Here is a 14,037-nt window from a genome sequence, read left to right as displayed (position 1 = left end):
CCGCTGCGCCCACAGGGACGCCCGCAGGGGCCCTCCGTCCACAGGCGGGGCCGCCGGGCCGTCCGCCCGGCCCGTGCCGGACCAGGGTCGGACCCGTGGACGTCGGTGCTGCTGAGGACCGGGTCGCGCGGGCGCCTTCGCCCCCCGCGGCCGACGAGGTGCTGCTCGTGACCGGCCGGTCGGTGGTCGTGGAGCAGGTGCTGCGGCTGGCGGCCGCCGAGGGGGTGCGGGTGCGGGTCGCCGAGGACGTCGCCGCGGCCGGCAGCCTGTGGCGCGACGCGGGCACCGTGCTGCTCGGCGACGACGCCGCCGCCCGGGGCGTGCCCCTGCGCCGGTCCGGGGTCCTGCTCGTCGCCCCCAGCGGCACCGACGACGCCGGCGGAGGGGCCCGGCTCTGGCGCGCCGCCGTCGACGCCGGGGCGGCGGCCGTCGCCGAGCTGCCCGACCAGGCCCCGCTGGTGGCGAGCGCCCTCGCCGCGGCCGCCGAGGGTCCCGGCCTGCAGGGCCGGCTGGTCGGCGTGGTGGGCGCCTGCGGCGGAGCGGGGGCGTCCGTGCTGGCCGCGGCGGTGGCGCGCGCCGCACCACCGCGCACCACCCTCCTGGTCGACGCCGACCCCGTGGGCGGCGGCGCCGACCTCCTGCTGGGGGTCCACGACGAGCCGGGCCTGCGCTGGCCCGACCTGCTCGGTGCCGGCCCCCGCCTGCGCGCCGCCGCCCTGCGCGACGGCCTCCCGCGCACGAGCACCGGTCTGCCCGTCCTCGCGTGGTCGGCCGGCCCGGGCGAGGAGCCCTGGGGCACCGTCCCGCCCGGCGGTGCGGTGCCGGCGGACTCCGCGGAGGCCGTGGTGGCGGCCGCGGCGCGCGCCAGCGACCTGGTGGTCGTCGACCTCCCCCGGACGGGCCGCGCGGTGGAGCCGCTGCTGTGGCAGCTGGACCTGCTCGTGGTGCTCGTGCCCGCCCAGCTGCGCGCGGTCACCGCGGCGCAGGCGCTGCTGCCGGGCCTGGTCGGGCCCGCGGGCGACGTGCGCCTCGTCGTCTCGACCCGGCCCGGGGCTCCGCTGGCCCCCGACGACGTCGCCGACGCGCTCGCCCTGCCGCTGCTCGACCACCTCGGCCACGGCGCTGACGTGCGCGCGGCCCTCGGCCGCGGGGAGCCGCTGCCCCGGCCGCGGGGCGCCCTCGCCCGGTGCGCGCGCTCCGTGCTGCGGGCCGTCGACGCCCTCGACCCCCGCGACGCCGCAGCCCTCGTCAGCAGCGCGCCGGGGGCCGTCGCCGCCACGGGTCCCCGCAGCGGCCGCGGTCGGCGCAGGCGCGCATGAGCCCGGCCACCGCACCCGGCGCCGCCGGCCCGCTCCAGCAGCTGCTCGACGTCCCCGGCACCACCGACGTCGTGGTCAACGGACCCGGCTCGGTGTGGGTCGACCGCGGCGACGGCCTCGAGCGCGTCGACCTCGACGTCGGGGCGGAGGACGGCCTGCGGGCGCTCGCGGTGCGGCTCGCCGCCACCGCCGGCCGCCGCCTGGACGACGCCAGCCCCTGCGTCGACGCCGTCCTCGCCGACGGCACCCGCCTGCACGCCGTGCTGCCCCCGATCTCCGGCAGCGGCACCCTGCTGTCGCTGCGGGTCCCCAGCCGGGCGCCGCTGCGGCTGTCCGAGCTCGAGGCGGGCGGGTCCGTGCCCCCGGGCTGGGGGCCGGTGCTGGTGGCGGTCGTGCGGCGCCGGCTGTCGCTGCTCGTCTCGGGCGGCACGGGCAGCGGCAAGACGACCCTGCTCGCCGCGCTGCTCGGCCTCGCGGACCCTCGCGAGCGGATCGTCCTCGTCGAGGACGCCGGCGAGCTGGCGCCCGCCCACCCCCACGTGGTGCGGCTCCAGGCGCGGCACGGCAACGTCGAGGGCGCCGGCGCCGTGGGCCAGCGCGAGCTCGTGCGCCAGGCGCTCCGGATGCGTCCCGACCGGCTGGTCGTGGGCGAGGTGCGCGGCGCGGAGGTCGCCGACCTCCTGCTGGCCCTCAACACCGGCCACGAGGGCGGCTGCTGCACCGTGCACGCCAACGCCGCGTCCGCCGTCCCCGCCCGCCTGGCGGCGCTCGGAGCCCTGGGGGGACTCGGCCCGGCCGCCCTGGCGGCCCAGGCGGAGGCGGGTCTCCAGGTGGTCGTGCACCTGCGCCGCGAGGGCGCCCTGCGCCGCGTGGTCGAGGTGGGCGTCGTCGGGCGCAGCAGCGCCGGCGGGGCGCTCGCGGTGGTCCCGGCGCTGGTCGCCGGCCCCTCCCCGCACCACCCCGGCACCCGCGGTCCCGGGTGGGAGCGGCTGGCCGCGCTGCTGCAGGACCCGGCCGCACCGCTGCCGGCGGCGCCGTGAGCGGTCTGCTGCCCGCTGCGGCGGTCTGTGCGGCGGGGCTGGCGGGGTGGCTGCTCCTGGGGCCGGCCACCCCTGGCGCGGCGCGCGAGCGCGGACGGCGCGCCGCGCCGGGCCGCCGCCTGCGCGCGCGGTGGCGCAGCGGACCGGGAGCCGAGACCGCCGAGCCGGCCGGGGTGGTCGTCGCGCGGGCCGCCGCCGAGGTGGCGGCCCTCCTGCGCGCCGGCGCCCCGCCGGTGGCCGCGTGGGCGCCGCAGCGGTGGGACCCGGGGGCCGGGCCGGCGCCGCTGGGCGGGGTCCTCGACCGCGCCGCCCGCGCGGCGTTCCGGGGCGACGACCTGGCGGCCGAGCTCCGCTCCGGCGCGCGGCCGCCCCGTGCCGCCGCCGCGCTCGACGCCCTGGCGCTCGCCTGGCGCACCAGCGAGACCACCGGGGCGCCCGCGGCAGCGGTCCTCGACAGGCTGGTCACCTCCCTCCTCGACGACGCCGGCGCCCAGGACGCCCGCGACGCCGCGCTCGCCGGTCCGCGCGCCACCGCGCGGCTGCTCGCCGTCCTGCCCCTGGCCGGGGTGGTGCTGGGCGTGCTGGTCGGGGCCGACCCCGTGGGCGTGCTCCTCGGCACGGTGCCCGGGAGGTGGTGCGCCGCGGTCGGGGTGCTGGCCACCGTCCTCGGGTGGGTCTGGACGGCCCTGCTCGTGCGTGCCGCGGAGCGCGCCCGGTGAGCTCCCGGTGAGCGCCGCCGCGGGGACGGCGCTGGTGGCGGCGCTGCTCGTGGCGGTGGCGCGCCTGGTGCTGCCCGGGCGCCCCCGCCCGGCGCGCCCTCGAGCCGCTCGTGGTGGTGGCGGTGCGCGGCCGCCCCTGCCGGACGCCGCGCTCCTGCTCGACCTGGTGGCCGCCGTCGTGGAGGCGGGGGCCCCGCCGCCCGCGGCGGTCGACGCGGTGGCCCGGGTGCTGCGCGAGGCCGGGTCGCCCGTCGCCGAGCACCTGGCCGGGCTGGGCGCGGCTGCTCCGGGGCTCCCGGCGCCCCCGGGCGGCCGGGGGCACCTGGACCGCGGCGCCGAGCACGCCGTCGCGTCGCTGCGGGGCCCGCTGGCGCGGTGCCTCGAGCTGGCGGAGCAGACGGGAGCGCCCGTCGCGGTGCTGCTGCGCTCCGCGGCCGACGAGCTGCGTCGGCGCCGTCGGCGCGCCGCCGCGCTGGCCGCGGCGCGTCTGGGCGTGCGGGTGGTCGCCCCGCTGGGCCTGTGCACCCTGCCGGCCTTCGCCGCGCTCGCCGTGGTGCCCGTGCTGATCTCCCTCGGCCGCGACCTGCTGGCGGGCTGACCGCCGTCGCTGCGCCCACAGGGGGCGTGCTCGCGCCCGCCGTCCACAGGGGCCGCGCTCCACCGCCCGGGACCGCTCGGCGCCGCCACGGTGGACGCAGGCCCGGTGGACCCCACCGCGGCCGCCGGCCGGGGCCCCCGGCCGGCGCCAGGACACGACCGACGAGCACCGGAGGCCCGCCATGACCACCACCACCGACACCAGCCGTCCCCACGACGCCCCCGCCGACGCGGGGATGGCCACCGCGGAGTACGCCATCGCGACGCTCGCGGCGTGCGGGTTCGCCGCGCTGCTGCTCGCGGTCCTCTCCAGCGGCGAGGTGCGCCAGATGCTCCTCGACCTCGTGCAGCGCGCCCTGAGCCTCGTGTGACCCGGTGCGGGCCACCCCGCCGCGACGCCGAGCGCGGCGCGGTCACGGCCGAGCTGGCCGTCGGGCTGCTGGTCGTCGGCGTGGTCCTGGTGCTGGCGGGGTGGCTCGCCGCGGCCGGCGCGGCCCAGGTCCGGGTGCAGCTGGCCGCGGGGGCCGCCGCGCGGGCCCTGGCGCGCGGCGAGGACCCGGCCGCCGTGCAGCAGCGCGTGGCGTCCGCGGTGGGGGAGGGGGCCAGGAGCGAGCGCGCCGACGAGGCGGGGCTGGTGCGGGTCCGCGTCGTGGCGCCGCTGGAGGTGCCCGTGCTGGGCGCCCGCGTCGAGGTGGCCGGTGAGGCGGTGGCGCCCCTCGAGGCCCCCGCGGACCCGGTGCCGGTGCCACCGTGACGGTGACCCGGTCGGGTGCGGGCCGCTCAGCCCACCGCGACGACGGGTCGGGCAGCGTGCTGGTCCTGGCCCTGGTGGCGGCCGCGCTCCTCCTGGGGGCCGGGGCGGCTGCCGCCTCCTCGACCACCGTGGCCGCGGCGAGGGCCGCAGGGGCTGCCGACGCCTCGGCCCTCGCCGCGGCAGCCGCGGCCACCACCGGCGCAGACCCCTGCGCGGTGGCCGGCGCCACCGCCCGGTCCGCCGGCGCCGAGCTGGTCGGCTGCTCCCTCGCCGGAGGAGGCGTCGTCGACGTCGAGGTGGCCGCCGCCCCGGGCGGTGCGGTGGGGGCGCTGACCGGCCCGGCCACCGCACGGGCCCGGGCCGGCCCCGTCCCGTGAGCCGCCGGTCAGGACCGGCTGGACCCCGCCCTGCCGCCGGCGTCCGGCCGCGGGGCCGTGGTCGAGGTGGGGGCGGTGGAGCCGGTGGCCGAGCCGGTGGGGGCGCCTCCGGAGCGGGGGGCCTCCGAGGGGGCGGGCCCGCCGGCGTGGCGGGCGCGCTCGGCCTCGACGCGCCGCAGGTGCTTGAGCTCCTTGCGGCGCTCGGCGCTCTTGCGGTTGCCGCGCAGCAGCAGGCTCAGCCCCAGCTGGGCCACGAGCAGGCACGCCGCCCCGAGGAGGAAGACCGCGAGCGCGGTCAGCGTGATGGTGGTGTTGATCTGCGCCCACTCGAGCGAGACGGTCGGGGTGGTGCCCGTGACGACCACGAACAGCACGACGAGCGCCACCACGAGGAGCAGCAGCACGGCGAGGACGATCACGAGGGCGCTCCCGAGGACGGGCCGGCGCTGCCCGCCGGCCGGGGGACGGACGCTAGCGCTGGGCTGCCCGCTCGGCGCGCTGGCGCAGCGCGTCCGGCTCGGTCCCCGGCGCGTCGCCCCCCGCGCCGTCGCGCAGGTCGACGACGGCGTCGCGCGGTCCGCCGTCGTCGTCGGCCTGCGCGAGGACCAGCTCGAGCATCGCCAGCGCCCCGGCCTTGTCGAGCGGCTCGTTGCCGTTGCCGCACTTCGGCGACTGCACGCACGAGGGGCAGCCGGCGGCGCACTCGCACTCGGCGACCAGGTCGGCGGTGGCGCGCAGCCAGGTCCGCGCCGCGGTGAAGCCGCGCTCGGCGAAGCCCGCGCCGCCCGCGGCGGCGTCGTGCACCACCACGGTGGGCAGGCCGGTGTCGGGGTGGAGGGCCGTCGAGACCCCGCCCACGTCCCAGCGGTCGCACGTGGCGACCAGCGGCAGCAGGCCGATGGCGGCGTGCTCGGCGGCGTGGGCGGCGCCCGGCACGTCGGCCGGGGAGACCCCGGCGGCCTCGAGCAGCTCGGGGGGCACCGTCCACCACACGGCGCTCGTCCGCAGCACCCGCTCGGGCAGGTCGAGCGGCTCCTCGCCCAGCACCTGGCCGGTCGCGGCCCGCCGCCGCAGGAACGAGGTGACCTGCGAGGTCACCTCGACCGTGCCCGTGCTCAGGCGCACCGGGCCCCAGTCGCGCGAGCGCGCCTCGGCGAGGATGCGCACCTCCGTCGTGGTGCGCGCCGAGGTGGTGTGCTCGACGTCCTCGCGGCGCACCAGCGCGACCGAGCCCTCCTCGTCGAGCTCCTCGACCACGTGGGTCTCCCCCTGGTGCAGGTAGACCGCCCCGGGGTGCACGGCGTGGTGGGCGGAGGCGGCGTCGACGCTGCCGAGCACGCGGCCGGTGGAGCTCTCGACCAGGCGCACGGGCTCGCCGCCGGTGCCGCGCAGGTCGGCGAGGTCGGTCGCGCGCTGGCGGGACGTCCAGAACCACCCGCCGGGGCGCGCCCGGAGCAGGCCGCCCGCCACGAGGTGGCGCAGCACGGGCTCCGCGGACGGGCCGAAGAGGGCGAGGTCGTCGCGGACCAGGGGCCGCTCGGCGGCGGCGGCGCACAGGTGGGGACCGAGGACGTACGGGTTGTCGGGGTCGAGCACCGTCTGCTCCACGGGGGCGCCCAGCACGGCCTCGGGGTGGTGGACGACGTAGGTGTCCAGCGGGTCGTCGTCGGCCACCAGCACGGCGAGCGCGTCGGTGCCGGACCGCCCGGCGCGGCCCGCCTGCTGCCACAGCGCCGAGCGCGTCCCGGGCCACCCGGTGATGACGACGGCGTCCAGCCCCGAGACGTCGACGCCGAGCTCGAGGGCGCTGGTGGAGGCGACGCCGAGCAGGTCGCCCGAGCGCAGCCGCTGCTCGAGCGCGCGCCGCTCCTCGGGCAGGAACCCCGAGCGGTAGGCGGCCACCCGGCGCGGCAGGTCGGGGTCGACGTCGGCCAGCGCGCGGCGGGTGGCGACGGCGACGGCCTCGGCCCCGCGGCGCGAGCGCACGAACGCCACCGTGCGCACGCCGGAGGCCACCAGGTCGGTGAGCAGCTCGGAGGTCTCCGCCGGGGCGGGACGGCGCGTGGGAGCGCCGTTCTCCCCGGTGCCCGGCAGCAGCGGCGGCTCCCACATCCAGAACCGGGTGGCGCCGCGCCGGGCCGTGTCGTCGGTGACGGCCAGCACGTCGGCGGCGGGCACGCCGAGAAGGCGGGAGGCGGTGGTGGCGGGGTCGGCGGCGGTGGCGGAGGCCAGCACGAACACCGGCCCCGGGCCGCCCGCGGCGAGGGCCAGCCGGCGCAGCCTGCGCAGGACCGCCGCCACGTGCGAGCCGAACAGCCCCCGGTAGCGGTGGCACTCGTCGACCACCACCACGCGCAGCGCCCGCAGGAAGCGCTGCCAGCGCCCGTGGCCCGGCAGCAGCGACCGGTGGAGCATGTCGGGGTTGGTGAGCACGTAGTTGGCGTGCTCGCGCACCCACCGGCGCTCCTCGGAGGGCAGGTCCCCGTCGTAGGTGGCCGCCCGGACCCCGGGGACGCCCAGCGCCCGCACCGAGGCCAGCTGGTCGGCGGCGAGGGCCTTGGTGGGAGACAGGTACAGCGCCGTCGACCCGCGCCCGCCCGGCTCGCCCGCGCCCTCGGCGACGGCGGTCAGCGCCGGCAGCAGGTACGCCAGCGACTTGCCCGACGCCGTCCCCGTGGCGACCACCACGTGGCGCCCGGCGCGGACCGCCTCGGCGGCCACCGCCTGGTGCTGCCACAGCTCGTGCACGCCGCGCTCGCCGAGCGCGGCCCGCAGCGCCGGGTCGACCCAGGCCGGCCAGGCGGCGGTGGTGCCGGCGCGGGCCGGCACGAGGTGCTCGTGCAGCACGCGCTCGCGGCGGCCGGGGGCGGCGAGGAGGTGCTGCACGGCGCCCGCGAGGTCGGCCGCCCCGCTCGTGCTCACCACACCCCCATGGTCACCCACCCGCGGGCCGGGCGGTGGCCGGGCGGTGCTCGGGCGGTGCTCGGGCGGTGGTCGGGCGACCGCGAGGTGACCACCGCGCGTGGCCGAGGTCGGGTGCGGGTGGTTCACTTCCCGTGAGGGGCCCGCTGTCGCCAGCGCCGGCGCCGCCGCGAGCCCGATCATCCGACCGAGTTCCAGCCCGACCCCGAGGAGCCACCGTGGACCTGTCCGTGACCAGCCGCGAGCAGGGCGGCCGGACCGTCGTCGAGGTCGGCGGCGAGATCGACGTCTACACCGCCCCCGTCCTGCGCGAGCGCCTGAACGACCTCGTCGGCGAGGGCCGCCACCACCTGGTCGTCGACATGGAGAAGGTCGACTTCCTCGACTCGACCGGCCTCGGCGTGCTCGTCGGCGGCCTCAAGCGCGTGCGCTCGCACGACGGCTCGCTGCACCTGGTGTGCACCCAGGAGAAGATCCTCAAGGTCTTCCGCATCACCGGCCTGACCAAGGTCTTCCCGATCCACAGCACCGTCGACGACGCGGTCGCCGCGTCCAGCGGAGAGTCCGCCTCCTGACCGTGGCGCCCCCCTCGCAGCACCCGGCCGGTCCCGGCGCCCCCGCGGCGCTGGGGCCGGTCGTGCTGCGCTTCACGGCCCTGCCCGAGCACGTCCGCACCGCCCGCCTCGTGGCGACGTCGCTGTCGCGCCGGGTCGGCCTGGACACCACCGACGTCGAGGGCGTTCGCCTGGCCGTGGGCGAGGCGTGCGGGCGCGCGGTGCAGCGCAGCGAGTCCGCGGGCGCGTCCGACCTCGTGGAGATGGTCCTCACCGCGGCGTCGGGGGTGCTCGTGGTCGAGGTCGTCGACGGCGCCGGTGACGACGGCGTCGAGTCCGAGGAGGTCGCGATGCTGCTCATGGAGGGCCTCGCCGACGAGGTCTCCGTGACGGCGGGCCCCGGGGGCCCCGGTGGCACCACCCGGCTGACGTGGGGCCTGCCCACCGACCCGGCGTCCTGACGCGACCGGCGGAGCGCCTTGTAGTCTCACGCCGACCTTCTGTCCCTCCGACGGGTGCCGCGAGGCCACCAGGAGGGGCTCGCCCCAGCCTCGTCGAGGAGGACGGATGCTCGGGCTGACGAGCGGGACCGTGCTGGCTGCAGCCGGCAGCGCCACCACCGCCAGCACGGCCGTGACCGGTCGTGACCAGTGGATCGTCGTCGGCGTGGCGGTGGTCGCCGCGCTCGGGCTGGTGATGGCCTTCGTCTTCCGGCGCCAGGTGCTCGCCGCGGGCGCGGGCACCGAGCGGATGCAGGAGATCGCCGCGGCGGTCCAGGAGGGCGCCAGCGCCTACCTGCGCCGCCAGCTCCGCACCCTGGCGGTCTTCGCGCTGCCGGTCGTGGCGCTGCTGTTCCTGCTGCCGGGAGACGCCGAGGTGCGCATCGGCCGCGCCGTCCTCTTCCTGGTGGGAGCGCTGTTCTCCGCGGCGGTGGGCTATCTGGGCATGTCCCTGGCGGTGCGCGCCAACGTGCGCGTGGCCGCGGCCTCGCGCGACCCCGAGGGCCGCGCGGCGGGCTTCCGCCTGGCCATCCGCACCGGCGGCACCGTCGGCATGGCCACCGTCGGCCTGGGCCTGCTCGGCTCCGCCCTGGTGGTCCTCTTCTTCAAGGCCGACGCCCCCACGATGCTCGAGGGCTTCGGCTTCGGGGCCGCGCTCGTCGCGATGTTCATGCGCGTCGGCGGCGGCATCTTCACCAAGGCCGCCGACGTCGGCGCCGACCTCGTGGGCAAGGTCGAGCAGGGCATCCCCGAGGACGACCCCCGCAACGCCGCCACCATCGCCGACAACGTCGGCGACAACGTGGGCGACTGCGCCGGCATGGCCGCCGACCTGTTCGAGTCCTACGCCGTGACGCTGGTGGCCGCGCTGATCCTGGGCCGGGCGGCCTACGGCGACGCCGGCCTGGTCTTCCCGCTGCTGGTGCCCGCCGTCGGCGCCCTCACCGCGGTGCTCGGCATCATGCTCACGCGGACCCGCGGCACCGAGAACGGCCTGACCGCCATCCAGCGGGGCTTCTACATCTCCGCCGTCGTCTCCGCGGTGGGCAGCACGGTCGTGGCGTTCCTGTACCTGCCCGCCAGCTTCGCCGACCTGCCGGGCCTGGCCGCGGCGCAGAGCGCGGGCGACCCCCGCTTCCTCGCCTCCGCCGCGGTGATCGTCGGCATCCTGCTGGCCGTCGTCATCCTCTGGATCACGGGCTACTACACGGGCACCGAGTCCAAGCCGACCCGGGCCGTGGCGCGCACGTCGCTGACCGGTCCGGCCACCGTGGTGCTCTCCGGCATCGGGCTGGGCCTGACCTCGGCCGTCTACACGACGCTGATCATCGGCATCGCCGTGCTGCTGTGCTTCCTGCTGGCCGGCGGCGCCGTCGCGCTCTCGCTGTTCCTCGTGGCGCTGGCCGGCACCGGCCTGCTCACCACGGTGGGCGTGATCGTGGCCATGGACACCTTCGGTCCCGTGAGCGACAACGCGCAGGGCATCGCCGAGATGTCCGGCGACGTCGACGAGGACGCCGCGCGCACCCTCACCGACCTCGACGCGGTGGGCAACACCACGAAGGCGATCACCAAGGGCATCGCCATCGCCACGGCGGTGCTCGCGGCGACCGCCCTGTTCGGCTCCCTGGCCGACAGCTTCGGCACGGCGCTCAACAGCGCCGCCGCCACGCTCACCCAGGCCAACCAGCCCTCGTACTACGACATCTCCTCCCTGGGCCTGGTCCCCTCCCGCAACAACCTCGACGTCGCGGTGGCCCTCGGGCTGGTGTCGGTGCCCTCGGTGCTGGTGGGCCTGCTCGTCGGCGCCGCGGTGGTCTTCCTGTTCTCGGGCCTGGCCATCGACGCGGTCACCCGCGCCGCCGGCGCGATCGTCTTCGAGGTCCGCCGCCAGTTCCGCGAGAAGCCCGGGATCATGGACGGCACCGAGAAGCCGGAGTACGGACGCGTCGTCGACATCTGCACCCGCGACTCGCTGCGCGAGCTGGCCACCCCCGGTCTGCTCGCGGTGCTCGCGCCCGTCGTCGTCGGCTTCGGCCTCGGCGTCTCGGCGCTGGTGGGCTTCCTCGCCGGGGCCATCGGCACCGGCTGCCTCATGGCGGTCTTCCTGGCCAACGCCGGCGGGGCGTGGGACAACGCCAAGAAGCTGGTCGAGGACGGCCAGCACGGCGGCAAGGGCTCTGAGGCCCACGCCGCCACGGTCATCGGCGACACCGTCGGCGACCCGTTCAAGGACACCGCCGGCCCGGCCATCAACCCGCTGCTCAAGGTCATGAACCTGGTGGCGATCCTGGTGGTCCCGGCGATCGTGACCCTCACCATCGGCGAGAGCGCCAGCCCCGCCGTCCGCCTGGGGATCGCCGGCGCTGCGCTGCTCGTCATCGTCATCGCCGTGGTCGTCTCCGCCCGCCGCACCAGCGCGCTCGACGAGGACGAGGACGACGACGACCTCGACGACGACCTGGACGACGACGGCGACGGCGACGCCCTCGAGCCGACGACCGACCCGGCGACCGAGCCGGCCGCGGTGCGGGTCGACGAGCCGGCGGTCGGGGCGAGCAGCTCACCGGCCGCACCGGCCGCCGGGCGCGAGCCCGCGGAGCGCCCCGCCCGCTGACGTACCGTCGGCACCATGACGACGACGCCCCCCGCGCCCGTGCTGCCGGGGGGCGTCGTCGCGCCCCTGAGGGACGACCTCGAGGCCTCGGGGTGGACCGTCGACGGCGTCGAGGAGCTGCTCGGCCCCGTCGCCGAGGCCGCGCTGCGCCGGGAGTCGCTGGTCCCCGCGCTGCGGGTGACCGAGGGGCCGGCCGCCGCCGGCGACCCCGCCGCCGTCCTCACCCGCCTGTTCCTCCTCGGCCGGCCGGTGCCGCGCGCCGCCCTCGACCGCGCGCTGCCGGCCACGGGCGCCTCCGGCGCCGAGGCGGTCGGCCTGGTGCGCGCCGCCGGCGCCTCGCCCGACGACGAGGTCCGCGCCGCCGTCGACCTGCGCCCCCACAGCGCCGCCGGCAGCGCCACCGGCACCGGCGGGGAGGTGACCTGGTGGGTGGCCTCCGACCTCGGCGAGCCCGTCACCGGCGAGGCGCTGCCCGTCGAGCACGTGCTCGGCATCGGCGGCGCCTCCGCCTCCCTGGCCCGCCTGGCCGTGCGCGAGCCGGTGGGCCGGGTGCTCGACATCGGCACGGGCAGCGGCGTCCAGGCCCTGCACGCCTCCCGCCACGCCCGCTCGGTCACCGCCACGGACACCTCCCAGCGGTGCCTCGACTTCGCCGCGTTCAACGCGGCGCTCGCCGGCGTGCGGCTCGACCTGCGCCGCGGCAGCCTCCTGGAGCCCGTGGCCGGTGAGCGCTACGACCAGGTCGTCTCCAACCCGCCGTTCGTGGTCACCCCGCGGGCCGCGGGGGTGCCCGGCTGGGAGTACCGCGACGGCGGCCTGGTCGGCGACGAGGTGGTGCGCCGCCTGGTCACCGGCCTCGGTGCCGCGCTGGCGCCGGGGGGCAGCGCGCAGCTGCTCGGCAACTGGGAGCACCGCACCGGTGAGGGCTGGCGCGACCGGGTGACCGGCTGGCTGGAGGAGTCCGGCCTCGACGGCTGGGTGGTCCAGCGCGAGGTGCAGGACCCGGCCGACTACGCCGAGACCTGGATCCGCGACGGCGGCCAGCGCCCCGGCCCGGTCGCCGACGCCCTGCTGGAGGCGTGGCTCGACGACTTCGCCGCCCGCGGCGTCGAGGCGGTGGGGCTGGGCTTCGTCGTCCTGCACGCCCCGCCCGCGGGTGCCGCCGACCGGCCGCGCTGGCGCAGGGTCGAGGAGGTCACCGGCCGCCTGGACGGTCCGCTCGGGGGCCACGTCGCGGCCGTCCTCGCGGCGCGGGACCGCCTCGCCACCGCCGGGGACGACGACCTGCTCGCCGCCCGGCTGCGCGTGGCGGACGACGTCACCGAGGAGCGCCACGCCCGCCCCGGCGAGGGCGGCCCCCGCGCCGTGCTCCTGCGGGCCGGCGGCGGGCTGGGGCGCACCGCGTCGGTCGGCACCGCGCTGGCGGGCCTGGTGGGCGCCTGCGACGGCGAGCTCGCGGTCGGCCAGGTGGTGGCGGCCCTGGCCGTGCTGCTCGAGGTCGACGCCGCGGCGCTGCGCGCCGAGCTGCTGCCGCAGGTGCGGGGGCTCCTGGAGGACGGCCTGCTCGAGTGGCCCTCGTGACCCGCGGGTCGAGGCTGCCGCTGGTGGCCGGGGTGCTGGTGGCGCTCGCCTGCGCCGCGGGCGTGGTGGCGCTCCACCGGGTGTTCGTGACCACGGCGCACGGCCAGCTGGTCGACGAGGCCGCCCTCGTGGGGGCCCGCGCGCGGCTGTGGCGCCTCCAGGACGGCGCCGAGCTCGTGCTCGACAGCGTCTCGGCGGTGGCGGTGCTCGCCGCGCTGGCGGCCGTGGCGGTGGTCGCGCTGGTGCAGCGCCGGGTCCGGCTCGCGCTCGCGGCCACCGCCCTGGTGGTGGGGGCGCTCGCCACCACGCAGGTGGTCAAGAGGCTGCTGCTGACCCGTCCGGACCTCGACGTCACCTACGCGCTGGAGAACTCCTTGCCCAGCGGGCACACCACCTTCGCGGCGGCGGTGTCCGCCGCGGCGCTGCTCGTCTCGCCCGTGCGGCTGCGCCCGCTCGTGGCCGTGGTCGGGGCCGCCTACACGGCGGTCATCGGCGTCGGGACGCTCGCCGCGGGCTGGCACCGGCCCAGCGACGTCGTCGCCGCCGCCCTGGTGGTGCTCGCCTGGAGCGCCCTGCTGGCGCCGCTGGCCGGCGGCCGGGCCTCGGGCGGAGCGGGCTCCTCCGGCCGCGCGGTGGCCGGCACCGTGCTGGTCGTCGGCGCCGTCGTCGGCCTGGCCGGGGGAGCCGCCGCCCTGGCCGCCGTGTGGGTGAGCGTGCCGCCCGAGCCGACCGGCCGCACGGGGCAGCTGGTGGCCGGGGTCGGCGGCGCCCTGGGCGTCGGCGGGGCCGCGTGCGCCGGGCTCCTGGTGCTCCTCCTGCTCCAGCGGGCCGCCGACCGCGCTGCCGACCGCGCCACCGGCTCGACGGCTGGAGCGCGTCCCCCGGGGGGTACCGTGCACGGCGAGCACCCCGCGGCGGCGCCCGGTGCCCGGCCGCCGGGCCCCGACGGCCGCAGCGCCGCCTGAGGCCCGGACGACCCGTCCGACCCACGCCCCGCCGCCGCGTCCTGCACACTCGCCGTGGCGCAGCGCTCGACCAGCGCGGCCGCCCGCGTCCC

At 79.0% G+C, this 14,037-nt stretch carries 14 protein-coding genes; 12 read left to right on the top strand and 2 right to left on the bottom strand.

Annotated features, from left to right (window positions below):
- Positions 1-95: 95 nt before the first annotated feature.
- From ssd to F1641_RS09030, 7 genes are all read left to right on the top strand, one after another.
- A complete protein-coding gene (ssd, locus tag F1641_RS09060; protein ID WP_194904565.1) occupies positions 96-1,319 on the top strand; it encodes a septum site-determining protein Ssd in 1,224 nt (407 codons plus the stop codon).
- Positions 1,316-2,359 (top strand): TadA family conjugal transfer-associated ATPase, encoded by a 1,044-nt coding sequence (locus F1641_RS09055; RefSeq protein ID WP_194904563.1) that lies wholly within the window; start codon positions 1,316-1,318, stop codon positions 2,357-2,359. Before ssd ends, F1641_RS09055 begins: the two co-directional genes overlap by 4 nt.
- On the top strand, positions 2,356-3,078 hold the full coding sequence (locus F1641_RS09050; protein WP_194904561.1) for a type II secretion system F family protein: 723 nt from the start codon (positions 2,356-2,358) through the stop codon (positions 3,076-3,078). Before F1641_RS09055 ends, F1641_RS09050 begins: the two co-directional genes overlap by 4 nt.
- 7 nt (positions 3,079-3,085) lie before the next feature.
- Entirely contained in the window at positions 3,086-3,676 is a 591-nt protein-coding gene (locus F1641_RS09045; RefSeq protein WP_194904559.1) for a type II secretion system F family protein, read from the top strand.
- Between the two features lie 181 nt (positions 3,677-3,857).
- Positions 3,858-4,046, top strand: coding sequence for a DUF4244 domain-containing protein (locus tag F1641_RS09040; protein ID WP_194904557.1), 189 nt, complete (start codon positions 3,858-3,860; stop codon positions 4,044-4,046).
- Entirely contained in the window at positions 4,043-4,429 is a 387-nt protein-coding gene (locus F1641_RS09035) for a TadE family type IV pilus minor pilin (RefSeq protein WP_194904555.1), read from the top strand. The genes F1641_RS09040 and F1641_RS09035 overlap by 4 nt, the downstream gene beginning before the upstream one ends.
- Positions 4,426-4,806 carry an Rv3654c family TadE-like protein gene (locus tag F1641_RS09030; RefSeq protein ID WP_206690794.1) on the top strand — a complete coding sequence of 127 codons (381 nt, stop codon included), beginning with the start codon at positions 4,426-4,428 and terminating at the stop codon, positions 4,804-4,806. Before F1641_RS09035 ends, F1641_RS09030 begins: the two co-directional genes overlap by 4 nt.
- 8 nt (positions 4,807-4,814) lie before the next feature.
- Here the strand turns inward: F1641_RS09030 and F1641_RS09025 are convergent, their stop codons facing one another.
- Together F1641_RS09025 and F1641_RS09020 are read right to left on the bottom strand one after the other, a co-directional pair.
- On the bottom strand, positions 4,815-5,225 hold the full coding sequence (locus F1641_RS09025; protein WP_194904553.1) for a hypothetical protein: 411 nt from the start codon (positions 5,223-5,225) through the stop codon (positions 4,815-4,817).
- 52 nt (positions 5,226-5,277) lie between these two features.
- Positions 5,278-7,749, bottom strand: a complete 2,472-nt coding sequence (locus F1641_RS09020) for a DEAD/DEAH box helicase (protein WP_375541465.1) — start codon at positions 7,747-7,749, stop codon at positions 5,278-5,280.
- Between the two features lie 197 nt (positions 7,750-7,946).
- Between F1641_RS09020 and F1641_RS09015 the strand changes: the two genes are divergently transcribed.
- From F1641_RS09015 to F1641_RS23115, 5 genes are all read left to right on the top strand, one after another.
- Positions 7,947-8,303, top strand: a complete 357-nt coding sequence (locus F1641_RS09015; RefSeq protein ID WP_194904549.1) for an STAS domain-containing protein — start codon at positions 7,947-7,949, stop codon at positions 8,301-8,303.
- A 2-nt stretch (positions 8,304-8,305) separates the two neighbouring features.
- Positions 8,306-8,743, top strand: a complete 438-nt coding sequence (locus tag F1641_RS09010) for an ATP-binding protein (protein ID WP_219729521.1) — start codon at positions 8,306-8,308, stop codon at positions 8,741-8,743.
- 106 nt (positions 8,744-8,849) lie between these two features.
- Complete coding sequence (locus F1641_RS09005) at positions 8,850-11,399, top strand: sodium-translocating pyrophosphatase (RefSeq protein WP_194904548.1); 2,550 nt, start codon at positions 8,850-8,852, stop codon at positions 11,397-11,399.
- 15 nt (positions 11,400-11,414) lie between these two features.
- Entirely contained in the window at positions 11,415-12,980 is a 1,566-nt protein-coding gene (locus F1641_RS09000; protein WP_194904546.1) for a methyltransferase, read from the top strand.
- On the top strand, positions 12,977-13,945 hold the full coding sequence (locus tag F1641_RS23115; RefSeq protein WP_194904544.1) for a phosphatase PAP2 family protein: 969 nt from the start codon (positions 12,977-12,979) through the stop codon (positions 13,943-13,945). The genes F1641_RS09000 and F1641_RS23115 overlap by 4 nt, the downstream gene beginning before the upstream one ends.
- Positions 13,946-14,037: the final 92 nt, after the last annotated feature.

It is taken from the genome of Quadrisphaera sp. INWT6 (assembly GCF_015390235.1).
In the GTDB taxonomy this organism is placed as follows: domain Bacteria; phylum Actinomycetota; class Actinomycetes; order Actinomycetales; family Quadrisphaeraceae; genus Quadrisphaera.
The sequence above is the reverse complement of the archived record's forward strand: the minus strand, read 5'-3'. Positions and strand labels throughout refer to the sequence as shown.

Coding starts and splice junctions, on each gene's coding strand:
- F1641_RS09055 (WP_194904563.1), top strand. CDS start 1,316: ATGAGCCCGGCCACCGCACCCGGCGCCGCCGGCCCGCTCCAGCAGCTG.
- F1641_RS09005 (WP_194904548.1), top strand. CDS start 8,850: ATGCTCGGGCTGACGAGCGGGACCGTGCTGGCTGCAGCCGGCAGCGCC.
- F1641_RS09000 (WP_194904546.1), top strand. CDS start 11,415: ATGACGACGACGCCCCCCGCGCCCGTGCTGCCGGGGGGCGTCGTCGCG.
- F1641_RS09040 (WP_194904557.1), top strand. CDS start 3,858: ATGACCACCACCACCGACACCAGCCGTCCCCACGACGCCCCCGCCGAC.